Genomic DNA, 25,124 nt, shown 5'->3' on the forward strand with positions numbered 1-25,124 from the left:
TCGCTCGCTTACGACTTCTTGGAGGTACCGCTGATGATGCGTTTGGTTTCCCTGCACCTCTCGAACGACCGGATCCTTTGGGGGCATGTGCTTCTCGAGGACACCGAGAACCCGGAGGCGTCGATGGCGCGGATCATGGTCGAACACAGCGAGAAGGAACCCGGTTACGAGCTCGTTGACCGGAACCGGCGGCGTCTCACCGACCTGACCGTCCCCGCAACATGGGAGGCGAACCGCATCGTCCAGACCCTGCTCATCCCAGCGTCCGAGATCGCGAAGCGGGAGAAAGCGGTCCGCGCCGTCATCCACTCCGGCTACTTGGAAGGATTCCCGGACGACATGCCCTGGCAGTCGCAGCTGTGGATGTACGCCCGGGGTGAGATCAGCATTGACCAGCTCCAGGCCTACACCGACCAAGGCCGACAAATCCCCTACGCCCCCGGTGCCGCTCCTGCCGATGGTGCGGACGTTCCAGAGGAGTGGTGGCAGGCCACGCAGGCGCGCATCCGCCGGCACCTGCTGGAGTCGACCCTCACCGAGGCGGAAGCCGCGGCAGCGTTGCAGATCAGCGTCGATGAGGTCGGGGAACTGTTCGGGTCGAACCGGCTGACAAGCTTCGACCTCGACGGCGAAGAACGCATCCCCACCTGGCAGATCGTGAAGCCCGCCCTGCCCGAGTTCGGCGACCCATCCAGCCTGCTGGCTGGCCTTGACGTGCTCTTCGCAGCGGCCCCGCAGCGGCTCCTCGACGCGGCGGCGATGACGGAGTTCATGACCACACCCCGGCAGTTCCTCGCCGTCGACGACGTGCCCCTGACACCGTTGGCCTGGATGCAGCAAGGCCGGCCAATCGCGACGGTCATCGCCTTGTTCCGGGGACGGCGGTGGCGGTGGTGACCACCCGACCAGAGCTGTTCTTGCTCACCGTCGCGTTCGACATGGCCGGCACTCACGGACACATGTACTTCCGTGACCCACCGGACTCCGAGCTCCGGCAGGTCCTCGTCAGTAGCACCGACAGCGACGGCGGCTACCGCTGCGAACCCGCACACGGTGACACCCGGGACGGGTGGGAGCCCTTCCTCACCGAAGCCCGCTGGCTCATCGCCCTCGTCCGACCCGACACCCCGGAAGAGCGCCGCTGATGGGACCCGCACTGCAATGGGTCGCCGACGCCTACGCCGGACGCCCGCAAATCACGCTCCCGTATGGGCTCGGCGAGACCGCAGACCTCACCGACGCCCTCGCCGTCCTCAAACTCGCCGGCCTGCACGCAGCCGTCCAGTCCCACGACACGATCCGCCTCGCCGACGGACGCCGAGCCCGCCTCCCAACACCGACCCGGAACCCGCGTGGAGAACCAGACACACCAGCAGAGCTGCTCCTACTCGCCCCTCGCACGGTGATGCAGATGCAGATTGCGCTCGCGGAACAGACTGAGACGGTCCTGCTGGTCGACGTCGACCGCCGCCGGGTGTGGGTCGACGGGAAACAGGTCCTCGGCGTCCGCGATCGGTGGAAGGACGCCGCCCCGATCTACATCACCTTCGCCGTCGCACGAATGCTCGCCGTCAACGGCGCCACCTTCGACGGGCTCGTCCACCGCGGCAAACTCACGCCCGGGCAGGTGGACGACGCCCTCGCTCGGCTCGGGAAACGCGTGCACCGCACCAGCATCGGATGGGAGTCCCGCAAAGTTGGTGGGCTCGTGGACTGGAGCATCGCCTGCTACCCGGGCCCCGGCGGCATCCGCACGCGGTGGCGGTCCGACCTACAGCTTCCGGAGCAGGCGGAGCGGCTCATCGGCGCGGGCTGCCGCATCTCCGGCCGCGCCATCTCCAATCGGCCCGGCTATCCCGCCATCAGCAAGCGCGAGATGCCCTATCGTGTCGTCGCGTTCACGGAGCAAGAGGTCGACATGGTCGCGCTCGGCTTCGAACCCGACACGGTCGGATTCGCTGGCACCGAGCTCGTCCGGCCCGCCGACCCCACGATCTTCCTCACCGCAGCCGCCGCCGGATACACGGAACGCACCGACGACATCATCACCGCGAACACTCTCCTCCGCGCCGACTATCGAAACGCCGACGACACAGCATCCCTTGAGGAGGTGCGGAACCGGCTTCTGTTCGCCGCCGACACCGGCTACGACCTCCGCCACAACCTACTCAGCTGATTAGCGCCTCCTCGTGGAGCCGAACGCCCACGTCAGTCAGCCGGGAGCGACGACGCCAAGTTGCAGTCGCTCCTCGTTTCCTGCGACATACCCGCCAGCGCTTGGCAAGCGACGCGGCCATCTTGATGATGCCCACCAAGCGTCTCATCGGACGAGCAGACTCCACCGCGGGCTAAGAAAGACCAGGGATAGGATCTGAAGGAGCCGACGCCTCGCCTCGCTACCGGCCCCAGGCCGAAGCCCAATTGGATCATCACTTGCCTTCACAAGACAGGGCCATCCGCACCCGAGCCCAGCTCCTCCATGCCGCGGCAGCCGCGTTCGACGAGAACGGATTCCTCGGCACCAGACTGGTGGACGTTGTCGAGCGAGCCTCGCTCACACGGGGTTCGCTGTACTTCCATTTCGCATCAAAAGCCGACATCGCTGCTGCTCTCGCTGAACAGCAATACAAGCACTGGGCTGAATACGTCCCGCATCGCCGCGCAGAAGGATTCGAGGGCGTCAGGCTGCTAATGCTCTTCGCGCACGACCTCGCAACTGGGTTCCGGGACGATGTTGCAAGCCGGGCGGCCATGCGACTCATCAAAGAAGCGTCGCACATCGATGCGCCTCTGCCGACTCCGTTTCGAGGTTGGATTGACGAAGTTCGGAGCATTCTTGCTGAGGCACAAGGCGCCGGCGAAATCACCCAAGATTGCGCTGTTGACGAGGTCGCGTGGGTTGTCGTCGCGAGCGTCTTCGGAGTACAGGAGATCGGGGACCAACTGGAACAACGCCAGGGCATCTGCGAGCGGCTCGACTCGCTCTGGCTCTACTTGCTTCCTGGCATCGGTATCCGGGAGGCCGCTCAGTACGTCCAGGAGGTAGCGGACGCAGCATAGGGCCGAATCATCTGACCAGCGCAGCTCCCCTCGCGCTCGACACGAGGGCGGAGAGTAGCGCCCCGTTCGCGCTCACCGTCTCGAGGCCGAGTACAGCAGCGATGACCTTCTGAGCTGCGTAGCTGCGCATGCCGCTACCTGGAACTACGACGAGTTCCGACCCGCGAAGTCCGAGCGCCGAGATCTGCTCCAGGAGCCCCTGGCCGGTTATCGCATGTCTGGCGCCTGCGTCGAATAGCTCCGGACGGGCAATTCCCTCCCATTCGGGGCCAAGAACGTACCGATGAGTCCGCACCCGGATCGACGGGATCTCGACGTAGTCAATGAGCGCAGCAACTGTCTCATCCGAGAACCAGGGCGGAGCGACCAGAACGACATCTCGATGTCCCACTCGACGTCGGACCTCGTCGCGCAGTGCTCTCCCGCCAGTGATGACTGGTGTCCCTCCCGCCTCGTCCGTGGCCAGTTGCTCGAACTGATCGTCGAAGTCCCCGCCCCCGAAGACGCTGCTGCTGACAAAGCAGTACCCGATTGCATGCACTCCAAGGTCTGCCAATTGCCGGAGCCCCCGGGCGACTCCTGGTGAGAGCATCCGTTCGGCCGGACGACCAGTGAAGTGCTCACCCGACGCGCGCGGTGTGGGGAATCGGGCGGTGTGGATGCTGACGTCTGCGCTCCGCCCGAGCCACAACTCCTCCTCCGGGACCGGATCGTTGTGGATGACGAGCGCTCCGAGCCTTGTGGACGCTTCGATGATCACGACACCACACCGACGTTCGCCCTCGACGCTGCCCACGCAACACCGAGCCCGGCAACGGCGCATGCCGCGGTAACGAGGAACGCGACTGTGAAGGCCGCATCGCCTTCGACCACGGTGAGCACGATTGTCAGTACCGCCACGGTCACAGACGAGGAGAGGTACTGCGATGTTGTCAGCAGAGCGCCCGCTCCGCCTTCGAGCCCCGCCGGCACCTCTGCGGTCCCGAGCGCGAACATCGAGGTGTAGATGATTCCGTGACCAAAACCGCTGATGAGCAGCCCCGGTAGCACTCCGTAGGCGTAGTCGGCTCGCCCAGTGATCGCCAGCAGGAGCAACCCTCCCGCGCCGATGATGAATCCAACGAGTAGCACGCGCTCTACAGGGAGCCGAGAGATGAGTCGGCCGGCGACGATGTTGCCGATGGTGACCATCACTGCCAATGGCAGGAAGCCGAAGCCGGCCTGGAGTGGGTTGTACCCGTGCGCCTGCTGGAGGAGCAGGGTGACGAGGTAGAACTCCGAACCAACGGAAGCCATGTAGAGGGCGGTCGCCGCCGCGCCGAGCCTGATGCTGCGCACCTGACGCAGGGCCCGCTCGATGAGGGGCGTCGGACCCCTCTCGTGTCGGAGGAACAGCACGCCCGCGACGACGAATGCCACGAAAGCTGCACCCCCGAGAACCAGGTTGGGGGTCGGCTCAGCGACGATCGTCAACGCGAAGACTGCGGTGAGGAGCGAAGCGGTACCGAGGACCGCCCCAGTAACCGGGATCCGCTCCTGGCTCCTGTGCGCATCAACCGACCGGAAGGCCACGAGTGCCCCTGCGATCCCGGCGGCAACAAACGGCAGGTTGATGAGGAACGTCCAGCGCCAGTCCAGCGCGGTCAAGACACCGCCGAGGATGACACCAAGCGCGAGCCCGGATGCTCCGACCGCACCCCACACCGAGACGGCCCGCTTGCGGTTCTCGCCGTCGAAGGTCGCGCTCAGTAGTCCAAGGACGCTCGGTTGCAGGAGAGCTGCTGCTGCTCCCTGAGCAGCCCGCGCACCGAGGAGCACTTCGCCGTTCGGGGCGAAACCCCCGACGAGGCTCGCGAGGCCGAAGAGCAGGAACGATGCGACGAACACGTTCCGCGCCCCGAGGCGGTCCGTCAGGCGCCCTCCGACGAGCAGGAGGCCGGCGAAGAAGACCGCGTACGCGCTAACGACCCACTGTGCTGCGGCGTCCGAGAGGTTGAGGTCGCTGCCGATTGTGGGCAACGCGACGTACATCACCGAGAAGTCGAGCGCGACGAGGAACTGTGCGGCACAGAGTGTTGCGAGGGCGAGTCCGTGTGGCTTCTGTCGAGTCTCTGTGGTCGTCATGCCGCACCTCGCGTCGTGGATCGCCTGAGCACGCCGCTCAGCTCGTTTGGGTTCGTTACGGTGACCATGGCGCCCGCCTGTTCGAGGTCCCGACGCGCAGCCACGCCCCAGAGGACGCCGACGGTTGTCATACCGGCGTCTGCGCCCATGGCCATGTCATCCACGGAGTCTCCGATGACGACGCAGTGCTCTGGAAGTTCGCGGAGCTGTGCCGCAGCAATGAGTGCGAGCTCGGGTGACGGCTTCCCTCGTGAGGCTCGATCATGACCGATCACAGCATCGAACGACTGTCGGATACCGCCCGCCCTCAGGAGCTCTTCCGCGGATGCCGTGATCTTGCTGGTCACAATGGCAGTCCTCGACCCATTCGCTCGCACCTCAGCCACCGCTTCCATGACCTCGGCGATCACGAGTCGTTGCGCGTCGTGGCGGGTCGCTTCCGCGAAGTGCTGACGGAAACGTTGACGTGCTCGCTCGGCTCCTTCGTGGTCGACGTCTGGGAGCAGGGTCCCGACGATTGCGTCCAACGGCCGTCCGATCTGGCTCCGCAGCAGCGTTTCCGAGATGTCGTCTCGTCCTTCGAGCATCGACTTGAGACTTCCGACGATCACGGACGGGGTGTCCATAACCGTGCCGTCGAGGTCGAAGAGGAATGCTGTCATCGCGAGGACCAGCCCTGCCGGAGGTCTGTTGTGACCAAAGACGGCTCTGCTTGTCGGACGGCAGCTTCTTCGACAGCCAGGTTGGCAGCCAATGAGACGGTCGACAACAGCGCAGCGCGATTCGCGGTGCTTGAACGCCCGTTTGTGGCAGCCGCGACGGCGCGTTGCACGAACGGTGTCAGTGCAGCACCGCTGGCGCCTGAGGTCGCCGCCTCCGCGAGCGCGTCGTTGATGAGCTGGAGCAGCACGTCCGGGTCGACGCCATCTTCGGCTGGGAGCGGGGAGGTCACGAGCACTGCGGTTCGAGCTACGTCGGCCCAGTGGTGGTGAGCGATTCGCGCGATCTCCTGGAGGTCGTCGCTTCGGAGGGGGTTTCGCTCGCCGCTGGACACCGCGAGGTACCCGGGGAAGTCGTCGCTGGCGTACCCGATGACAGGCACACCAGCTGTCTCGAGGTACTCGAGGGTGAGTCTCGGATCGAGGAGTGACTTCGCTCCGGCGCAGACGACGAGGCTGGGAGACGTTTGAAATTGCGTCAGGTCCGTCGAGATATCGAACGACGTCTCGGCACCCCGATGGACTCCACCGATTCCTGCGACGGCGAACACTCGGATACCCGCAGCGACGGAAGCAATGAGACTCGCTGACACCGTGGTGCCGGCGGTCGCGTTCCGGGCCATGCCGACTGCGAGGTCGCGCGTGCTGACCTTCTCCTCGTCGTGCTCGGTGGCGATACGGATCAGCTCGTCCTCGGTGAGGCCGACGTGGAGGTTCCCATCGAGCATGGCGACACGAGCAGGGAGCGCTCCGTGTGCGGCGACTGCGGCGTCCATGTCGCGCGCGAGTTCGAGGTTCGCGGGGAGGACACCCGCCGTGATGTTGGACGATTCGAGGGCGACCACGGGGGCACCCTGGTCGAGCGCTTCCTGAACGGCTCTCTCGACGATGATCGTCATCGGGTCGTCTCCGCCTCGTCGAGGAGTGAGCCGGTGGTGGTGCGCTCCCCCGCTCCGACCAGCCTGGGGTGGTTCTTCGCGATTCCGTCCGTGACGGTCTGCCAGGGGAAGTCGTCGAACTCGCCGCGCCACTGCACGAACTCCATGTGTCGGCGGCCTGCGAGATCGTGCGGGTGGTAGTAGCTGTCGTTGTGACCGTCGAACTCAAGCGGCTGGATCCCGTAGAGCTTGCAGAGCAGCTTGTTGAAGACGGGCGTCGCACGAATCCACTGCCCGTCGAGTTGGACGGATACGAGTGCGTGGAAGGTGAACAAGTCGCCGCCCATGAGTTCGAGCAAGCGGTCCGATGCGAGGTGATTTCGGACATCGCCGTAGACGAGACGACTGGGGATGCCGACTGCGCGGAGCGCTGCGGCGTAGACGATGGACTTGTGCACGCAGAACCCCTGACCTCTGTCAAGGATCGCTGAGGCGCGCGTGCCGTCTCTGCTGAGGTCGGCGTCGTACACCTCGTAGCGGATTCGGTCCCGCACGGCGTCGTGGAGACGGACGGCGAGCTCCCGGTGGGGTGCATCCCGATTGGGCACGTGCTGGTCAACGAAGCGTTGCACGCGTTCGTGGTCAAAGTTCAAGTGGAACGTCGGAGCGATGGTCGCATCTGTCGTGGTGGGCATCGATTCCTTCTTTCGGTCGTCAGAGCCCGAGACTCTTGGCGATCTTCAGTCGTTGAATTGCGTTGGTACCGGAGTAGATCGGTCCACCCATCGCGTCGCGAAGACCGCGTTCGACGCCGGAGGCACTGAGGACGCCGGCTCCACCGTGCAGTTCGATTGCTTTCTGAGCGGTGGAGAGGTTCGCCTTACTGGTGAGGATCTTCGCGGCGGCGATACGCGCGGACGCACGTGCTCCGGTTGCGACTTCTGTAGCTGCTGCGGCGAGTGCCAGGCGAGCCGTGTCGATGTCCATGTGCATCTCGACGAGTGCGTCTTGCACGCCTTGGAACGAAGCGAGGGGTTGCCCGAACTGGTGGCGGCTGCGCACCCGCCGGATCGTGGCGTCCAGCCGACGCTGCATCTCCCCGATGTTCATGGTGAAGGAGACGAGGATTTCATGCGCCATGACGGCGTCGAGGACGAGGAACCCCGCACCGGTACCGCCTAGGATGTTCGCCCGTGGCACGCGGCAGTTCCGGAGCCGCAATGTGCCAATTGGTGACGTGCGGAGTGCTGACTTCTCGAGCGGAGCACCTCGCTCGAGTCCGGCGGTCTCGGCAGGCACGACGACGGCTGTGAGACCGAGCGGACCAGCGTTCGGGCGCGAGCGAACGTACACGACGGTGAGGTCTGCGACCGGACCGTTGGTGACGAAGGTCTTATCGCCGTTGAGGACGATGTGATCTCCATCGATGGAGCCCGTCGCACTCATCGAGAGCGCGTCGGAACCGACGTCCGCTTCGGTGATCGCGTGGCTGCCGATGCGGTCGCCGCTTGCAATCTCCGGCAGGTAGGCAGCCTTCGCAGCTGCGGTCCCGAACCGGGACAGCGCGAACGCTGTGCTTGCGAGGTGGGTTGCCGCGCTGAAGTTGAGGCCAGCGTCTTCACTCTCGACCCCGAGGAGCTCTGCGACCTGCAGCTGCTCGGTGAGCGGCAGGTCGGCACCGCCGAACTCCTTTTCGATGCCGATCCGGAAGAGTCCTGTGGAAGCCAGTGTGTGCCATGCGTCTGTTGGGAAGGTTGCCGACCGGTCGCGCTCGGCGACGCCCTCGTTGAGGGCGGGCTTCGCGGCACGGATCCTGTCGCTGACCGTTTGCACGATCGAGGTGGCGGGCCGTTCCAGTGTGTCGACGGCCATCAGTAGCTTGAGAATCCGTCTGCGGTCACCGTGTGGCGTTCGTTCCCGGTGAGCGGCGGGTTGAAGACACTGATGAGTTCGAGGTCCTCGTGGTCACTGGCGACGAGGAAGTGCGCGTCGTGCTGGTCGAGCGCGTAGAGAGTGCCTGCGACGACCTCGTGTCGGACGCCGTCCTCGGACTCGACCGCACCGCTACCGCCGATGCAGTAGCACGCCTCCAGGTGGTTGCGGTACTGCAGCGGGGACCGGGTTCCTGCCTTGACGACGGTGTGAGCGACGGTGAAGCCAAAAACGTCGTTCGCGGTCAAAAGGCGTTCACTGGTGCCGTTTCCCCAGTTGACGGATTCGACCTCGGCGCGGGTGCGAGTGAACAATCTGGTTTCCTTTCGTTGAGGGTGCTGCGTTAGTTCGCGACGACGGTCGCGCCGGCACTGAGGTTCTGAATGAACTGTTCGATGGCGTCGATGCTCTGGAAGTCGGCAGGGGTGAGTTCGACGTCGGCGACGTTGATGTCCCACTTCTCCTGCACCCATTCGACGAGTTCGAGCAGGGCGAGGCTGTCGATGACACCGTTCGCGAGGAGGTCGTAGTCGCCGGGAATTTCTTCGCCGGCGAGGTCGGGGGCGTGGTTGGTGATGATGTACTCGCGGATCTGTTCCTTGACGGTCATGCGTTTTGTTCCTCTCGGAGGGCGTGACGGTGCGTTGCGTTGCGGTCGACTTTCCCTGTTGAAGTCAGCGGGAAAGGGGCTCGCATGATCCACAGCCGTGCCGGTAGGGCGGCTCGTGGAAGTCGTTGTGCCATCCAGGTGCGGAGCGCCAGCTTGGAGAGGCTCGCCTCAGGGGCGAGTTGAACGACCACCTCGAGTCGTTTGCTCTCGGCGTGATGGAGGACTGCGATCGCGGAGGAGACGGCGGGGTGGGTTCGCGCGACAGCTTCGACGTCATCGAGGCTGACGCGGTTGCCGTTGATCTTGGCCACACGGTCTGATCGGCCGAGGAGGCGGAGTCCGCGGGGTGTTTCCTCGACGATGTCCCCGGTGTCGAACCACCGCTGCTCGGCGCTGGTCGTCCACGCTTCGTTCGACGCGTTGAGGTAGCCGATCGCTTGGAACGGTGACAGTACGTGGAGTGTCCCCGTCCCAGGTTCGCTGGCGGGTTCGACTCGCGCTCGTACGCCTGCGATGGTTTCGCCGATGAAGCCCTCTGCTGCTGAGCCGATGTCGTTGATGAACGTGTCGTTCGTTTCGGTGGACCCGTAGATGCTGACTAGTTCGGCGTTGGGGAACGTTTCTCGGAGCGCGTCGATCTTCTCGGTGGGGAAGAAGTCACCGGTGGAGACCACGGTCTCGACGGCGGGCAGAGTCAGCCCCGTTGCGACGAGCCGAGTGAGAACAGCAGGGACCGCCTGGATGAGCGTCACCTTCTGTTGCGACGCTTGCTTTACAAGAGCGGACGCGTTGGCAACGGTCTCGGCGTCCGCGAAGGCTGCTGTCCCGCCAGCGCGGAGGACGGCCCATACGTCAAACAGGGACACGTCGAAGTTCATCGGGCTGCAAACCAGCGAGATGGTCGATGCGTCGAGCTTGAACCGGTCGATGACCCATGCCGTGAACCGATCGATTCCCTGCGGGTCGTGGAGCACCAGCTTCGGAACACCTGTGGACCCGGACGTGGCGGTGATGATGCCCTCGTCGGCGGGAGCGATCGGGCCGCCCATGATCGCCGCTGTCACGAGCGAGTCTCGTATGGACTGCCGATACCCGGCTCCCGCTGCTTCCGGGATAAGGGCCGCGGGCCGACGGTTCCGTTGAGCGGCAAGTACCGCTGCCACGGCTGCACCTGCCCTATCCGCAAGCACAAGATCGACAGACCGGTCGACTGTTGGCGTGTCAAGCACGGAGTCTCGAAGACTTGCGTATGTCAGTGACCATGCCTCGCCGCGCAGAGCGGTGCTGTCGGGACGAGCAACGGCGTGCGCCGACACTACTTCCCAGATTCCCCTTGTCGCCATCGTTTCCCCTTCGACAGAACCAAACATACATGCATGTTTTCTTCTGTCTAGGGCTTGTTGCCTCCTGTTTCGGAGCTCGTCACCTAGTGCGGTGCCTAACTGTCGGCGACCTGAACTGGGCGGGTACTGTTGGCGCCTGGTGAACCTCTCGACGCAACGTGTCCGGACTCCGCAGGTGACCACCAGCACGCGCAGGGGCCACAGCGCCTGCCGCCGCAGAAGTAGCGAGCCCAACGGTGCGCGGCGGTTCAAGACACACTGGCGCCAGTCGCAGTAACAGCGAGGCGGTCAGTAATCACGTAGTGGTCGACGTCGACCGACGTGGGGCTTCGATTGACAGGGAACCGACACTCGGCGTATCGGGAGGATCAAGAATGCCGCACCGGCCTACGTCGCCGCCGTCGTCGTGCTGATACCCACCCTCGTCGGCGCCACGTCCGGAAGGTTGGCACTCGCCGGGGTGGGTCCCGATCAGGTTGAGGATGGCCTTGCTCGCTTCGGTGAACGTATCCACCGCTGAGACGTTGCGTGAGAATTACGGGGGCCTTTGCTGTTCTGAGTTCAGGTAGCCCTGCGCTCAGAGATCACCAGTTTTGAGGACCGCTGTCGCCAACGACGGGCGGAGTTTGGTTCCGCCGCACCACCACCGACCCGCCCGGGAGCGACGGGTCGCATGCGGCGATCACGGAAACGGACCGCGAGCTGCGGCGTGGCGCGAGCTGCGGCGTGCCGCGAGCTGCGGCGTGCCGCGCTCCGCGTCCGCACGTCGTACCTGTAAACAGGTTCGGTGACTATTCCTCAGACCAAAACCGCGCGAGTGCCGTTCAGGCAAAAAATCAAGACGTGGAAAGCTGAACCCGTTCTCTCGACGACAGCGCCAAGCACCGCAGAGGACAAGGCTTCGGTGCTCAATGACACGCAGATCGGAGCGATTCCCGGCGTCGTCGGCCTCTTTGCCGTGTTCATCGCGCTGGCCCTCCCGTTTCCCATCGCGATGCTGACTTCGGTGGGCTTCGTCGACGCGTGGCTCGCCGTGGCAGGTGTCGGAACAGCTGTGCTGGCCCTCGCAGGCGCTGCTCTGCGGTTGGTGGGAAGCGTGCACAAGGACCGTGGGTTCGACGAGTGGGGCAAGTGGCTCGGTTTCCTCAGCACCGTCACTGCGCTCGCTGCAGCGATCGCCGTCATTGGCAGCCTCAGCAGCTGGTAGCGCCAGCCCCACGGATGCCATCCGCGCCTTCGTCGCGGCGATGACGACCACCGAGCACACGGCCGTGTTCTACGCCGCTTCTGCGAACAATGATCGAGTCAGACGCAGCCGATGCATTCAGATCGTCTCGATAGCCCATCCGCTACCGGGACTGCCCGCAGGGTGAGGGCTGCGACGATGATCCGGTGATGGACCCCCTTGAACCCTCGCTCGTTCCAGAGCTACTCGTGGCCGACTTGGATCGGAGCGTCAAGTTCTGGTGCGACTTCTGCGGCTTCGACGTCGCCTACTCGCGCCCGGAGGAACGCTTCGCGTACATCACGCTCGGTTCCGCGCACCTGATGCTCGAACAAGCAGGTGTGGGTCGCAACTGGATCACGGGGCCTCTTGAGCGCCCGCTGGGCCGCGGGGTGATTTTCCAGATCACGGTGTTGGACTCTGAGGCGCTGGCGCAGGTGCTTGGACAGGCTGGCGTTGAGCTCTTCATGCGACCTGAGGCGAAGTGGTTGGCATCGGAGAGGAAGAGGTCGGGGTGCATCAATTCCTCGTCCAGGACCCTGACGGATACCTCGTGCGGTTCCAGTCGTCACTGGGGCGACGACCAACCGCCCGGTAGACGATTGGCTATTGAGACGCGTCGGCTGGGCCGGTGCGGTCGTCACATCAGCGTGTAGTGCATGCCCATGGCGCTACGGACTTCGTCGAGGGTAGTCTCAGCAATGGTGTTCGCGCGTTCGACCCCGGCTTGCAGCACGTCGATCACGGCCGATCTATCCCGTGCGAGTTCTGCTCGGCGTCGGCGATGCGCCGCGAAGTAGTCGTTGATGGTGTCGGTGGCCACTCGCTTCAGCTCTGCAGCGCCCTTTGACCCGATCTGCTCAGCGATCAGCTCGGGGGTTGTGCTGGCGCAGAGCGCTGCGGTCGTGAGGAGCGCTGCGATTCCGGGTCGTCCGACGGGGTCGAAGGTGATGTGTCGGTCACCGTCGGTTGGGGTTCGGCGGATGACGGCGGCGGTTTCATCGTTGGTCATGCTGAGTGCGATGGCGTTGCCGTAGCTCTTGGACATCTTCCGGCCGTCGACGCCGGGCACTTCGGGGGATGCGGTGACGAGCGGTTCCGGTTCTGGGAACACGTCGCCGTAGCGGTCGTTGAAGCGGCGCGCGATCGTCCTGGTCAGTTCGACGTGGGGGAGGTTGTCTTTCCCGACGGGGACGAGGTTGCCCTTGCAGAAGAGGATGTCGGCCGCTTGGTGGACCGGGTAGGTCAGCATCAGGCCGCTGAGGGCCCGTCCAGACGCCGCGAGTTCGGCTTTGACCGTCGGGTTCCGGTGGAGCTCTGCTTCGCTCACGAGGCTGAGGAACGGCAGGAGGAGTTGGTTCAGCGCTGGGACGGACGAGTGCGTGAAGATCGTCGTCGATGCCGGGGCTAATCCCGCGGCGAGGTAGTCCAACACCGCCTCGTGGACGTTGATGGCCACGTTGTCGGTGGTGTCGCGGTCGGTGATGACCTGGTAGTCGGCCAGCACGAGGAACGTCTCGACACCCCGAGCCTGCAGCGTGACGCGTTCAGCAACGGTGCCGAAGTAGTGACCGAGGTGCAGTCGTCCGGTTGGTCGTTCGCCGGTGAGGACGCGGAACCGATCAGGGTGGGCTGTGATGCGGGCGTCGAGTGCCCGCATGCGTTCTTGGGTTGCGGTGAAGGTGTTCACGTGTGTTGCCCTTTCGAGAGAGAGAAGGGCTGCACGGCGGTCTTGCGGTCTGCGAGCTGCCATGCAGCCCGCGACCATGCGTCATGAGGCTGCTACTGCAGCCACCACCACGAAGAACGAAGTGAACGCATGTTGAAAGGGTAGCGGGAGCGGCCTTGGTCCGGTCGCCGATCGGCTTCCGTGACGCGATCACGACACCGAGCTAAGCTGCTCCCGCTTCGCGGGCGCCGGATCCGGCGCCGATACGTGCGGTCGCCGATCGGCTATCGAGACGCCACCGCGGGTGAGCTTTTGCACTCTGGGAAGGTGGCAGCGTGCTTGGCCCGGGAACAATACCGAATTGGACGTCGACGAGATCGTGGCGGTCGTCAACTGCGCGTACTCCCCAGCTGGGGGCATCGACCTGGGCCGGTGAGCGTTCTTCTACGCCTGGCGACCGGACCGGCGTCGGGGGAAGTCCGGGCTCGACAAGCCGCCGGCTATTACGACCTGTCGCGATGGTGGGGCGTCGCCCGATTCGAGACTCGTAGCCGCAGACGCCGCGTCGGCGCTGTCTCGTAACCGACGAGCACGACGCAAGAGCTGCTGACCCACTGCGAGACATGGCTGCTAGACGGCTGACGCCGGGACTGCGGTGTGCGAGCGGGTCGCACTAGGAGATGCCCTGCATCCTCAAGGATGCGAGACGCGCGCGCGATCTCGGCTTATGCGGGAGTTGAGCACAAGATGGAGTTCATCGGGTCCGCTCGTTCACTTGAACTGAACGACGCGCGGGGCGGGACAGCGATGAGCTGTTCCGCCCCGCGCACGGAGGTAGAACTGCGGGACGGTGTGGTGCCGCCGCGCGGGGGGAATCTGAGACATCTACTCATGCTGCCAGGAGGCGTCGACAGCGCATGCGCTAGCAGATCGCCTATCGAGACGCCGCCAGCACGAAGGTGCGGGTCGAGCCGGGAAGCGTTCTCGCTACTCCCGATTCGATCCGCCGGGGGCAGAAGAGCACTGTCCCCGTCCGGGGGACCGTTCCAACCCGATCGGTCCGGCCCCTGCGGTCACAGCCCTCGCCCAACATGTGCCCGCCTGACGCCGGGGAGCCGGCTATCCAAGCGCCGTGGCTACGTGAACAGCTACAGGGGCGGCGGACTGGGCGAGCACCGCCCCCGCCCCATGACTCCGATCAGTCGGCGCCGGCAGCGCCCAGCGGGACGGCCGAACACCGTTCATCTACGGCACCGGGTTGCAACCAGCCATATCGTGGGGCCGTGACGGATCCGCGAATCAAGCCCGACGCTCGTAGTCGCATCCTCGACGCCGCGGCACGGCTCTTGCGCGAGCAGGGTTGGGATGCCGTGACGACGCGAGGAGTCGCAACTGCCGCGAAGCTTCAGCCACCTGCGATCTACCGTCTCTTCGGTGATAAGGACAGCCTCCTCGACGCCGTTGCCGAGCGTGAACTGTCGAGGTTTTTCGCAGCAAAGGTGGCTGCTGCCGACGTGGCCGGGTCCGGCGCGAGCGACCCGGTCGCAGATCTGCGTTCGGGTTGGGCTGCTCAGATCGAGTTCGGGTTGACGAACCCGCAGCTGTTTCAGCTTCTCAGTGATCCGACGCGGAGGCGCGGTGCATCGGCTCGTCGCGCCGGGCACGAGGCGCTCGAAGCACGCGTCCGCCGGGTCGCTTCGACCGGGCGTCTTCGAGTCCCGGAGCATCGGGCTGTCGGCCTCATTTTGACGGCGGGGACGGGCGTGGTTTCCACCCTGCTGGCGTCTCTGCCCGAGGAGCGAGATCCCGGGCTTGCCGACGCCGCTCTCGAAGGCTTGCTTTCCCAGATCCTGAGTGACGAGGAACCCACAGGGCTAGCAGGTGCGATGGCCACCGTCGTCGCCTTCCGTGCCACCGCTGAGAGCCTCATCGACCTGAGCGCCGCCGAACGCACCCTACTCAGCGAATGGCTCACCCGGGTGATCTCCCGCGGCGCGAGGACGTCCGAACGCCTCTAGCCCGAGCCCACAAGCACTCCCGCCACTCTTGTCATGACAAGGGTTTCACCGATACCATCAAGATGGTTCCGGCGATACTCCTTCGGTGGCGCCGCTGGAGGTTCGTCATGATCGTCGTAACTGGTGCGTCGGGGTCGCTCAACGGCGCCACCCTCGACCACTTACTCACTGCCCATCCCGCATCGGACCTCGTCGCCGTGGGGCGGGACACGGATAAATTGGCTCGGTTCGCACGTCGCGGGGTCGAGGTTCGCAGGGGTGACTACGCCGATCCGGCTTCGCTGATGAGCGCGTTCGCGGGAGCGGATCAGCTCTTGCTGGTCTCATCGAGCGACCCCGGCGCCAACGTGGTCGCCTTGCACGCGGACGCGATCGACGCTGCGGCTGAAGTCGGGGTGGGGCGTGTGCTCTACACGAGCCACCAGGGTGCGGCGCTGGACAACCCCTTTGCGCCGGCTCGGGAGCATGCGGCGACCGAGCAGCTGCTCGCCAGCTCGGGATTGGCATGGACGGCCCTTCGAAACGGCGCGTACGCGCACATGCGCAGCTACTTCCTCGGCAATTGGCGAGAGACGGGACTGGTCGAAGTGCCGGCGGACGGCCCGGTGTCGTGGACATCGCGAAGCGACTTGGCTGAAGCTGCTGCACGGATCTTGCTCTCCGAAGGCCAATACGACGGCCCGACAACGCTCACTGCACCGGAGACATGGTCCTTCGCCGAGATGGCGGAGCTTGCCAGCGTCACGTCCGGGCGCACCATCACCTTGCGCGTCATCGGCGAAGACGCCTGGATCCGCCGCCAGGTGGAGGCAGGGCAGCCGGAGTTCCTTGCGCGTTTCATGGTGGGCTTCTACCTCGGTGCCGAGGAAGGGTTCTACGCCGGCACCGGCCCACTCCTCGGCACGCTGCTGCAGCGAGCGCCGCACTCGATCCGCGACCTGTTCATCGCAGAACACTGAAGCGTTCCCGCGGGCTTCCCCGACCGAACAGACGAAACGAGCAGCATGTATCAATCTCCGCGCCACCCGGACCTGGTCCCAGTCCAGTGAACGATCATCTGGACGCAGCCGACAACGACGAGGTGCTTGCGACCGGTGCAGTGTCGAGGTCCCGTTCGTTGACAGGCCCCGCGCACGTCGAGGTCTTCTACAGCCAGGCGACCGGGGAACCGATCCAGGTGTGGTGCGACTGCGCCATCGGCAGACCGCACACTCATCAGCAATGGACCGAGCGTTTCCAATCACGACGGAAGCTGCCAGCAGCTCCAGGCGCGAGCTAGCAGACGGCAGCGTGGCTGCCGCGATCGGCGAGCCGTTCTTCCCTAGCGGTGACGAGGACAAACGGTCCGCGTACACGATCAGGGAAGAGCATCACCGTGCTGTTCGGGTGCGCGGTGATGCTGCTCCGTCGAGCGAACTCTAGGGAGATCGACGCGACGACGGACAAATCACAAGCGGCGGGGCCGGCACCGGGGTATCGCCGGTGGCGGCCCCCGCCGTGCCCGTCTGGATCAGATGTGGGTGCTGACGAATTGAACTGGGAACGGGGACGGATCACGTGCAAAACGTCAATGGATGCCTGCTTGTGTCAGGTGGGCTGCTCACGGTGACGGCGTTGGCCCTGATGGCGTTCACGGGATGGTTCGTGTTCGCGATGCTGTCGCTACTTGTCGGGGTGCCGGCGCTGGTCGGGGGAATCGTGCTGATCATCGAATCCAAGCGTCGGAAGCCCGACAGGGGCTGACTGCGCCTGCTGCGACCTCGCGAACGGCTGGTGCTCCGCTCCGGCCCCCGCGACATGAACCCGAGTCCATCGAGAGTCCCGTCGAAGTCCTTGGCATCGTCCTCACGATCAACGACGCGCATCCCCCTCCCGATGCGGCCCGCGCAGGCAACGGACGCACGCCCGTTGAGGTGCTGTTCGGCAGCGCACTCGGGGTCGTCAAACGGCGACGAATCCGCTGTCTCGGTAGGAATACCCGCCCGGTCCGGGTTCTTGCGTCGAATTCACCGCGTGGTCGAGGTGAATGGCCAGCAAGCTGAAGGCAGCCAGCTCCGGAAGGTCGTCTGTCGTGTTGGAGGTAAGGGCGACTGCCGCGCGCTGCAGATACGGCCACGCTGCTGCGAGTTCGGACTCGAGGACTTGTACTCGTACCAGCTTCTGCCACGGAGAGCCGTCGGCCTTCGTTCTCGGTGTGGGCGTCCGAACGATCGTGCTCTCCTGGTAGTGCACCTCGATGGCGTCCGGACGGGCGGCGAGCCAGACGAACAGTTCGCGATGGATGCTCTTCAGGGACGGTTCGCTCACGGTGCTCCTGATCTGTGTCGACCTGTTGGTTGTCCCGCACGCCCGCTCTGGGCGGAGGTGCCGGTGAGTGGGGTCCGCGTTGGTGTCGGCAGCGCCTGACTTCTCCGCTCCTGCAGGGAGCGGAGGCCGGACCACCGGCGGTGTTTCAAGTCGGTTTCTTTGCTCTGCGGCCGAGCTGGGCTGCTTCTGCGTTTCGTTGGTACCCCAGGTAGGCGATGACCGCCAACACTCGGTGCCTCGTGGTGGGAGCGACGCTCGTGGGGTCGTTGAGGACGCGTGAGACAGTCTGGTGTGAGACGCCTGCCACCGTCGCCACGTCGTAGATGGTGGGTGCACCAGCTTCAGCCATCTGCCCTCACCTGATCTGTCCGTGCCGCTCCGCCCGCGAGGCAAGGCGGGCGGTCTCTGATTGCCCAGCTGGTGCACCCATCGGCGAATGCGATCGGTCGCCTACGAAGGCTGGCGTTCGCGTCATAGCGCTTCCTCTCCCGCTTCCAGCGGCGTCATTCAGTGGGGAGGAACACCCGCATCGTCGATGGGCCTCGATTCCCCCAGGTCGAATAGGGGACGAGCCGCACTGTGTCGATGAACGTCGTCTCTGTGACTGCGGCTCCGTAGGGAAGCGGTGATCCGGTCTGCGCTTCTCGTACCGCGATCGCGACCCGGACGTCGTCTGGGCCGTCGTCCTGCAAGGCGACTTCGTCGAGGAGGACGACATCGTTGATCGCTCTTCCGAGGTCCGTGGACTCCAAGGCGTAGACGAGGGGGCCCCGCTCGATGGCGACGGTGCCGCGAAGAGCATCGATGCGCGGATCGGGGTGCGTGATCCGGGCCCGATTGGGTACCGTCAGCGTCACCCTGTCTCCCCGGTTGAAGATCCGACCGACGGCGATCGACGTGCCACCCGCCACGCGGTGGTGGCCGTCCGGCGTGTCGAGCTCGGCGCTCTTGGCCCAGGCCGGCACTCGGAGTCGAAGCTCGAGCGGTGTCTCACTCGACTTGGTCGCCGTGACGATCACTTCGCCGTTGAACGGCCAGCCGGAGCGGACCTCGAAACCTGCCGTGCCGCCGCCCGGGAGGTCGACGTCGATGTCGTAGTCGCCGTACTGGTGCAGCTGGAGCCCGTGCTCGGTCATCGTTGCGAAGACTGATTCCACGCTCGCGAGGGTCCGGGCGAGGTTCGTCGGGCAGCACGAGACCTCGAACCAGGGTGCGCGCAGACTCGCGAGCGCTCTGGCACTCACTTCGTCCTCAGGTGGGACTGTTCCCTCGACACGTTGGTGCATCGTGTTCGCGTAGAAGAACGCGCGGCCGTCCTCTCGGGGCGCCACCATCACCGCGTTGTACAGGGTGCGTTCGATGAGGTCTGCGTACTTTGCTTCCCCGGTCTGGAGCAGCAGGCGCCACGAGAGCATGTTGGAGGCGATCGCCGCGCAGGTTTCGCCGTACTCGCGGTCCGACGGCAGTTCGAAGTCCGCACCGAAGGATTCGTCCTGGTGATGCGAGCCCATTGCACCGGTGAGGTAGGTCCGCCGTGCGACCGTGTGCTCCCATTGCAGTTCGGCAGCGCGCAGCAACTCGGCATCGCCGGTTTCCACGGCGACGTCGACGGCCCCCGCCGCGAGGTAGAGCGCTCGAACGGCGTGCCCGCGCATCACGTCCGCTTCGCGGAAGGGAAGCTCGTCTTGGAAGTACTCCTGCCCGAACTCGATCGGTTTCAGGAGACCGTGCCCACGTCGTTCGACGAACAATCGCGCGAGCTCGGTGTACCGGTGGTCGCCGGTGGCCCGTCCGAGTTCGACGAGGGCCGGTTCGATCTCAGGGTGCCCACACACCGCCTGTCGCCCGTCGGCACCGAACACCACAACAAGATGGTCGGCGACGCGGACGGCGACGTCGACGAGGGGTCCGCTGCCGGCGGTCCGCATCCGCGCCACGGCAGCCTGGATGAGGTGCCCCATGCTGTAGAGCTCGTGACCCCACTCGAGGTTCGACCACCGAGCAGGTTGCCCGGGACGTCCGAAACTCGTGTGCAGGTACCCGTCCGGGGACTGGGCAGCAGCCACTCGTCCCACGAGGCGCTCATACCGGCTCGCGAGATCCGGGTCAGCGCTCCGTCCGAGTTCCCATGCCATCGCCTCGAGCAGCTTGTAGACCTCGGAGTCGACGAATTCGATGCCCGAATGTGTGAACGGCTCGCCCGCCGCGGCGGCGTCAAAGTTCCCGATCCACCCGATTCGCTCCATCCAGTCTTCGCAATGCTGCAGGATCGTGTGCGCGTTCCGGTCCTGCCATTCTCCCCAGTACCCACCGGCGAGCCGGAGAGCCCCGAGAGGGAGCGGGCGCAAGACAGAGGAAGAGGGCAGCACCGGGCCGGTCCTTGGTGCGGTCGTGTTGGTGATTGGCATGGGAACCTTCGCGGTGAGGAAGACGGAACGTCGGTGTGCGGGCGGTTGTCTGGGTGCTGCTGAGGTGCGGGCCGGATCCCGAAAACCCGGCCCGCACCGGCTCAGCGGACGTCCCCGTGGATCTCGAAGGTGTCGATCGTCCCCTTCAGGTACGGGTCCGGGAACTGGGACTTGCCCAGGTAGTCACCTGTGGTGCGACCGAGGTCCTTCGGCGCCACCTTCATGGCCGTGTTCTGACCGATCTGTGTCCCGTCCGCGTAGAGCGTGCCGGTCGTGGTGCCGTCAGAATTCGGTTTGAACGTCAGCTTCAGCGTCGTCCAGGTGTTCGCCTTCATGGTGTAGTCGCTGGTGATCTGGGTCTCCGCGCCGTTACCCGCGTTGCTGATGGCGAAGCCGACGTGACCGTCACCGAGCGCTGGCGTGAGGAACATGTACTTCGTGGTGTTGCTGCCGAAGTCGAAGATCCTGCCGAACGTCTGCACCGAGTCCACCTTCAGTCTCGTCGAGATCGTCATGGACGATCCGCGCGAGACGATGTCGTTCGGCAGCTGCAAGTAGGAGCCATCTGCGCCGTCGAGTCGGAGTGCGCTCGTACCAGCGTCGCTGATCACTGCCGCAGTGCCGTTCAGCGTTGCGTTGTTGCCGCTCCCACTCGTGTCCGGGACCGTCTTCCCACTAGCCGTGGCGAAGGTGTAGTTGACCCAGTTCGTGGGCATCGGAGCCGGGGCCGTGACAGTCACCTTCACGCTGTCGGTGGACTGCAGCGATCCGTCCGACCCGGTGAGGGTGAAGAGGTAGTCGCCCGCCCCGCTGACCTTCACCGTCGGGTGGAGGCTCTTCGGGTCACTGATGGTCGCGGTGGCTCCCGATGGTTTCGTGTTCACCGTCCAAGTCGTGTTGAGTGTGCCGTTCGGGTTGCCGAGTCCGTCGTCGGTGGCCGAGCCGCTGAGGGTCACGTCATCCAGCCCGTTGACGATGCCGGTCTGATCCGCGCCGGCGTTGACCTTCGGTGCCGTGTTGGCATCCGGAGCGGCCGTCACGAGGCGGACGGTGTAGCTGGACCCTGCCGGAACCTGGTACGTCACGCTCGTGGGGGCACGGAGCGTTCCGGCGGCGGCCGCCGGCGTGTACACGTTGATCTTCCGTTGCGCTTGCCCGTTGACGAGCACCGAGTACGTGCCCTGGGCCAGCCCCGTGACGTCGAACGAACCGGTGTGTGCTGCCCCGGAGACGTTCGCCAGATCGAGGCGGAGGTCGGCGCTGTTCTTGCCGACGACGGCCTGCGTGTAGCGGTCGGAGTTCAGGTCGACGGAGAGCTGCTGGCTGACCAGGTTGAGCTTGCGCTGCACACCGTCGGTGGGCTGCACCGTCGTCGATGACTGATCGGAGGAAACCGTGGCGCCGTAGCCGATGGTCCCGAAGATCGGGTCATCAGTCACGACGTCCGCGCTCATGTTCTGCAGTGCGCCCCAGAGGTTGAGGTCGCTCTCGCCGGTCATGCCCCGCCAGCCGTTCAGGAGCTGCACGTTAGTGCCCCCGCCGACACCGAGGGTGCCGAGGTTGCCCTTCTCCGACTGGTAGGACCACGCGGAAGCGCCGATGTTCGCCGGCACGTTGCTGATCTGTCCGGAGTTCACGTTCGCGATCGCGCCGAGCTTCGATGCGTAGTTCAGTCGCTGCAGTTCAGCCCGCTCCGTCGGAGTGACCGCATCCGAGCCGGTCTCAAGCGCGGAGGTGTGGTTGATGTAGTCGTCCATCGTGTACCCCGCGAGGGCGATGCTGTACTGGAACTGCCACCAGTTCTCACCGGTGATGGTGGTGGGGTCGGCGTACCAGTACCAGACGGGCATCTGTCCCCGCGCTGCGCGCGTCTTCGCCACGATGTCGCGCATCATCCGCAGCGCGTTCGCCTTGTCGGCGTTGACGTTGAGCTTGGCGAGCGTGTACACCGCCTCTTCGCCAGTGTTGTCGTAGCTGTACTCGGAGCCGTACGGGTACTTCTCCGACGAGAAGTTCTTGTACTTGACGGCCATCTTCGCTTCGATGTCGTTGGCCTGCTGGGTCATGCCCTCGGTGCGCAGGGCATCGATCAGCGCGGGCGTGGTGAGCTCACCCATGAGACCGGTGTTCCAGTTGTATGCGACTGGGCCGTCGTAGAGCTCCTTGAACACCCCGTACGCCTGCGTCAGGTACCACTTCGACGAGTGGCTGTAGCTGATCAGCCCGGGGTTCTGCTTCGCGATCTGGTACATGCTGAAGAACGTGTTGTAGATGTGCGGGTAGGCGTACCCGCGGTAGCTGGGTGTCGTGTTCGCAGCACCAGGCTTGCCCTGCTCCCAGAAGTCGTAGACGAGGTAGCTCGGCTTCGTCGTGTCGGCGGTGTTGCCCATCAGGTGCTCCCAGACGGCCTTCTCGAGGTAAAGGTCGAGGGACTGCACCTGCGTCTTGACGGGGTCGAGCGCGTTCTTCGCCGCGAGGAACTCTCCGTGTGGCAGCCCCCAGTCATCTCCGAGGCCGTAGTAGCCGGCGTACTCGTTGCGTTTGCCTTCCGGCGCCTTCGTCGACGACGGCAGCGAGCCGTCTGCCGCGTTCATCATCCAGTCGTCGTAGGTTCCGTACCGGATGTCGTCGGTGGTGATGCCGTCGGCGGTCGTCCACTGCTGGTTCTTCACCATGAAGTCCGCGTGCGCGTTGAGGGCGTTCGCGACCTTGTCCGTGACGGAGAACTGCAGCACGCTGGAGCGGGCTCTTCCCGCAGCGTCCGTGTAGTTCACGGTCACCAGGTTGGTTCCCAGTTGGGTTTTGTCGAATGCGATGGAGTAGATGCGGTAGTCACCGTTGGCGCGTGAGAACGTCACCTTCGGGTTCGTCGGGTTGGCGCCGCCGAGGTCGTTGTTGTTCTTCGCTGTCACCGAGGTGATCGTCCCCTTGATCCGGAACGCGGCCTGCGCGGTCTGGTCGTACGGCACGACGAGGCCCGGGACGACGGTGGTGTCGAGCAGCCCCTGGTTGTAGAGCACGTCTTGACGGTCGTTGTCGCTGGTGAACTTGCTGATGTGGAACGTAAGCGTCTTGCTGGCTCCGGCGGCGAGCGTTGTTGCCGTGGATCCGAGGTACCCGCGGTTGGTCGACTGGATTGCCGTGGAGTTCGGGTAGTAGACGTTCAGGCCTTTGATGTTCGAGCTCTCGTTGTCCGAGTTCCACGCCCACGAGGTGTCGCCGACTTCCTGGGTGCGCCAGCGGTCCTGGTACTCGAAACCGGAACCGGTGCCCGTGTCAGCGGTGATCATGATCCCGGGGCCCTGACCGCTGGGGCGCTGCAAGGTCAGGTACGAGCCGTTCTTCCCCACGTAGGAGTGGGTGAGGACGCGGGTCTCGTAGATCGAGTCGCCACCCTTCCAGAGTTCGTTCGCGGGGATCGGGAGTCCCCAGTCCCCGAGGACGAGTCGCTGGCCGGAAGTGTTGGCAACGTTCTGCTTCCAGGTGATCGATCCGTCGGCAGCGACCGTGTACGTCTGGGTGAACGTGAACCCCTTGACCCCTTCGGCGTTGGTCGAGTTCTTGTAGGTGACGGTGACCGTGTTGCCGTTGACGCTGACGGTGCGACCATCAGCGGACTCCGTCGTCCAGGCCTTCTTCCACGGCGTTGTGCCGACACCGGTCTTGCTGATGGTTCCGTTCCCGGTCGCGTAGCTGAACATGACGTTGCCGAGCCACTGCTTGTACTTTGCGTTCGTCTCGGCTGCCTGCTCGGGAGCAGTGTCGGGGTTCATTACGTACTGGGTGTCGTACGTGTCCCCTGGGATCTTCAGCGACTGGATGCTGCCGTCGCTGGCGAACCCGGCCGCGAGTTTGGTGGAGCTGATCGTGTTCGCGATCTGCGTCGCGGCGGTTGCCGACCCTGGGTGGGCCAGGACCGCCACCGCGGCTGCGGTCGCGATCGCGACCACCCCGGCGGTGAACCGTGAGCGTGTTCTCGAGAGCAGCATCATTGCCGCCTTTCGGTGAGGGAGGAACTTACTTGGTGGACCCGACCGCGAGACCTTCGCGGAGGAGACGGAACGAGGCGATGTAGACGACCAGGAGCGGGATCGACGAGAGCACGGCCAGAGCCATCAGGCCTGGCCAGTTGATGCCGTACCCCGATGTCTGCTGTGCGATGAGTGCACTCATCGGGTAGTTGACCGGAGAGATGAGGAGGTTGATCGCGTAGAGGAACTCGCCCCACGAGACGAGGAAGATCAGCGCAGCCACGGTCGCGATGCCGTTGCGAACGATCGGGATCACGATGCTGATGAACGTCCGCAGGCGTCCTGCACCGTCGATCGACGCGGCCTCTTCGATCGCGTCCGGGACACCGGCGAAGAACGGACGGAGCAGCAAGGTGGCCCACGGAAGCAACATCGCGCCGTTAGCGAGCACGAGGCTCATCGTGGTGTCGAGCAACCCGACCCTGCTGAAGAATGTGTAGAGCGGGATGATGTTCGCCGTCTGCGGGACCATCTGCAGGAAGATGAGCAGCGCCAGCACCACGCTCGCTGCGACGCCGTTGACCCGCGCGAGCGCGTAGGCAAGGGGCACCCCGAGCAGCGCGACGAGGACGGTGGTCCCGACGGCGATCTGGGCGGACTGCAGCAGGGCCGTCGACAATCCGGCGTTCGCGATCGCGTCGCGGTAGGCGCCGAGTGTGGGAGTGAACAGGGCGAAGGGACTCCCGCCGAGGACGGCTCCCTGCTGCTTCAAGGACGTCAGCAAGATCCACACGAGGGGCAGGCCGTAGACGACGTACAGCAGGGTCCGAACTGTCGCTGCGACTGGTTCACGGGCAGGG

General features: G+C 65.0%; 24 protein-coding genes. 9 read left to right on the plus strand and 15 right to left on the minus strand.

Annotation, left to right across the window (positions count from 1 at the left end; genetic code table 11):
- Nucleotides 1-33: 33 nt before the first annotated feature.
- The 4 genes from HQQ79_RS02735 (at nt 34) to HQQ79_RS02750 (ending at nt 3,060) form a co-directional block, all read left to right on the plus strand.
- On the plus strand, nt 34-897 hold the full coding sequence (locus HQQ79_RS02735; RefSeq protein ID WP_173032413.1) for an antitoxin VbhA family protein: 864 nt from the start codon (nt 34-36) through the stop codon (nt 895-897).
- Entirely contained in the window at nt 894-1,145 is a 252-nt protein-coding gene (locus HQQ79_RS02740; protein ID WP_173032414.1) for a hypothetical protein, read from the plus strand. Before HQQ79_RS02735 ends, HQQ79_RS02740 begins: the two co-directional genes overlap by 4 nt.
- Before the next feature lie 257 nt (nt 1,146-1,402).
- Nucleotides 1,403-2,176, plus strand: a complete 774-nt coding sequence (locus tag HQQ79_RS02745; RefSeq protein WP_216852152.1) for a hypothetical protein — start codon at nt 1,403-1,405, stop codon at nt 2,174-2,176.
- Between the two features lie 257 nt (nt 2,177-2,433).
- Entirely contained in the window at nt 2,434-3,060 is a 627-nt protein-coding gene (locus tag HQQ79_RS02750) for a ScbR family autoregulator-binding transcription factor (protein ID WP_173032416.1), read from the plus strand.
- Between the two features lie 7 nt (nt 3,061-3,067).
- Here the strand turns inward: HQQ79_RS02750 and HQQ79_RS02755 are convergent, their stop codons facing one another.
- Genes HQQ79_RS02755 through HQQ79_RS02795 form a run of 9 tightly spaced genes read right to left on the minus strand, consistent with a single transcriptional unit; the run spans nt 3,068 to nt 10,387 of the window.
- Nucleotides 3,068-3,820, minus strand: coding sequence for a hypothetical protein (locus tag HQQ79_RS02755; RefSeq protein WP_173032417.1), 753 nt, complete (start codon nt 3,818-3,820; stop codon nt 3,068-3,070).
- Nucleotides 3,817-5,184, minus strand: coding sequence for an MFS transporter (locus tag HQQ79_RS02760; protein WP_173032418.1), 1,368 nt, complete (start codon nt 5,182-5,184; stop codon nt 3,817-3,819). The genes HQQ79_RS02755 and HQQ79_RS02760 overlap by 4 nt, the downstream gene beginning before the upstream one ends.
- Nucleotides 5,181-5,846 (minus strand): HAD family hydrolase, encoded by a 666-nt coding sequence (locus HQQ79_RS02765; protein ID WP_173032419.1) that lies wholly within the window; start codon nt 5,844-5,846, stop codon nt 5,181-5,183. Before HQQ79_RS02765 ends, HQQ79_RS02760 begins: the two co-directional genes overlap by 4 nt.
- On the minus strand, nt 5,843-6,802 hold the full coding sequence (locus HQQ79_RS02770; RefSeq protein WP_173032420.1) for a pseudouridine-5'-phosphate glycosidase: 960 nt from the start codon (nt 6,800-6,802) through the stop codon (nt 5,843-5,845). Before HQQ79_RS02770 ends, HQQ79_RS02765 begins: the two co-directional genes overlap by 4 nt.
- On the minus strand, nt 6,799-7,476 hold the full coding sequence (locus tag HQQ79_RS02775) for a transglutaminase family protein (protein ID WP_173032421.1): 678 nt from the start codon (nt 7,474-7,476) through the stop codon (nt 6,799-6,801). Before HQQ79_RS02775 ends, HQQ79_RS02770 begins: the two co-directional genes overlap by 4 nt.
- A 19-nt stretch (nt 7,477-7,495) precedes the next feature.
- Complete coding sequence (locus HQQ79_RS02780) at nt 7,496-8,653, minus strand: acyl-CoA dehydrogenase family protein (protein WP_173032422.1); 1,158 nt, start codon at nt 8,651-8,653, stop codon at nt 7,496-7,498.
- Complete coding sequence (locus HQQ79_RS02785) at nt 8,653-9,027, minus strand: ectoine synthase (protein ID WP_173032423.1); 375 nt, start codon at nt 9,025-9,027, stop codon at nt 8,653-8,655. Before HQQ79_RS02785 ends, HQQ79_RS02780 begins: the two co-directional genes overlap by 1 nt.
- A gap of 29 nt (nt 9,028-9,056) precedes the next feature.
- On the minus strand, nt 9,057-9,323 hold the full coding sequence (locus HQQ79_RS02790; protein WP_173032424.1) for an acyl carrier protein: 267 nt from the start codon (nt 9,321-9,323) through the stop codon (nt 9,057-9,059).
- The gene (locus HQQ79_RS02795; RefSeq protein ID WP_173032425.1) at nt 9,320-10,387 is read right to left on the minus strand and encodes an AMP-binding protein; all 1,068 of its coding nucleotides are present in this window, start codon (nt 10,385-10,387) and stop codon (nt 9,320-9,322) included. Before HQQ79_RS02795 ends, HQQ79_RS02790 begins: the two co-directional genes overlap by 4 nt.
- 1,066 nt (nt 10,388-11,453) lie before the next feature.
- Here HQQ79_RS02795 and HQQ79_RS02800 point away from each other — a divergent pair.
- Nucleotides 11,454-11,873, plus strand: a complete 420-nt coding sequence (locus HQQ79_RS02800) for a hypothetical protein (RefSeq protein WP_173032426.1) — start codon at nt 11,454-11,456, stop codon at nt 11,871-11,873.
- A 188-nt stretch (nt 11,874-12,061) separates the two neighbouring features.
- Entirely contained in the window at nt 12,062-12,547 is a 486-nt protein-coding gene (locus tag HQQ79_RS02805) for a VOC family protein (protein ID WP_216852153.1), read from the plus strand.
- On the opposite strand, the gene trpS is transcribed toward HQQ79_RS02805, so the two are convergent.
- On the minus strand, nt 12,532-13,551 hold the full coding sequence (gene trpS / locus HQQ79_RS02810) for a tryptophan--tRNA ligase (protein WP_173033081.1): 1,020 nt from the start codon (nt 13,549-13,551) through the stop codon (nt 12,532-12,534). The two genes, HQQ79_RS02805 and trpS, sit on opposite strands and share 16 nt — an antisense overlap.
- Before the next feature lie 1,292 nt (nt 13,552-14,843).
- On the opposite strand from trpS, the gene HQQ79_RS02815 reads away from it, so the two are divergent.
- The 3 genes from HQQ79_RS02815 to HQQ79_RS02825 all read left to right on the plus strand — a co-directional run bounded on the left by HQQ79_RS02815 (nt 14,844) and on the right by HQQ79_RS02825 (nt 17,321).
- The gene (locus HQQ79_RS02815; protein WP_301602467.1) at nt 14,844-15,578 is read left to right on the plus strand and encodes a TetR/AcrR family transcriptional regulator; all 735 of its coding nucleotides are present in this window, start codon (nt 14,844-14,846) and stop codon (nt 15,576-15,578) included.
- 107 nt (nt 15,579-15,685) lie between these two features.
- Nucleotides 15,686-16,537 carry an NAD(P)H-binding protein gene (locus HQQ79_RS02820; protein ID WP_173032428.1) on the plus strand — a complete coding sequence of 284 codons (852 nt, stop codon included), beginning with the start codon at nt 15,686-15,688 and terminating at the stop codon, nt 16,535-16,537.
- Between the two features lie 598 nt (nt 16,538-17,135).
- Nucleotides 17,136-17,321 (plus strand): hypothetical protein, encoded by a 186-nt coding sequence (locus HQQ79_RS02825; protein ID WP_173032429.1) that lies wholly within the window; start codon nt 17,136-17,138, stop codon nt 17,319-17,321.
- A gap of 198 nt (nt 17,322-17,519) precedes the next feature.
- Here HQQ79_RS02825 and HQQ79_RS02830 read toward each other — a convergent pair whose 3' ends face one another.
- From HQQ79_RS02830 to HQQ79_RS02850, 5 genes are all read right to left on the minus strand, one after another.
- Nucleotides 17,520-17,885: a hypothetical protein gene (locus HQQ79_RS02830; protein WP_173032430.1), complete on the minus strand. Its 366-nt coding sequence runs from the start codon at nt 17,883-17,885 to the stop codon at nt 17,520-17,522.
- A 145-nt stretch (nt 17,886-18,030) separates the two neighbouring features.
- Complete coding sequence (locus HQQ79_RS02835; protein WP_082517921.1) at nt 18,031-18,234, minus strand: LacI family DNA-binding transcriptional regulator; 204 nt, start codon at nt 18,232-18,234, stop codon at nt 18,031-18,033.
- 154 nt (nt 18,235-18,388) lie between these two features.
- A complete protein-coding gene (locus HQQ79_RS02840; RefSeq protein ID WP_173032431.1) occupies nt 18,389-20,293 on the minus strand; it encodes a glycoside hydrolase family 127 protein in 1,905 nt (634 codons plus the stop codon).
- A 101-nt stretch (nt 20,294-20,394) separates the two neighbouring features.
- Nucleotides 20,395-24,282, minus strand: a complete 3,888-nt coding sequence (locus HQQ79_RS02845) for a DUF5695 domain-containing protein (protein WP_173032432.1) — start codon at nt 24,280-24,282, stop codon at nt 20,395-20,397.
- Nucleotides 24,283-24,310: 28 nt separating this feature from the next.
- Nucleotides 24,311-25,036: a carbohydrate ABC transporter permease gene (locus HQQ79_RS02850; protein WP_173032433.1), complete on the minus strand. Its 726-nt coding sequence runs from the start codon at nt 25,034-25,036 to the stop codon at nt 24,311-24,313.
- Nucleotides 25,037-25,124: the final 88 nt, after the last annotated feature.

It is taken from the genome of Curtobacterium sp. VKM Ac-2852, from assembly GCF_013205045.1.
GTDB lineage: Bacteria > Actinomycetota > Actinomycetes > Actinomycetales > Microbacteriaceae > Curtobacterium > Curtobacterium flaccumfaciens.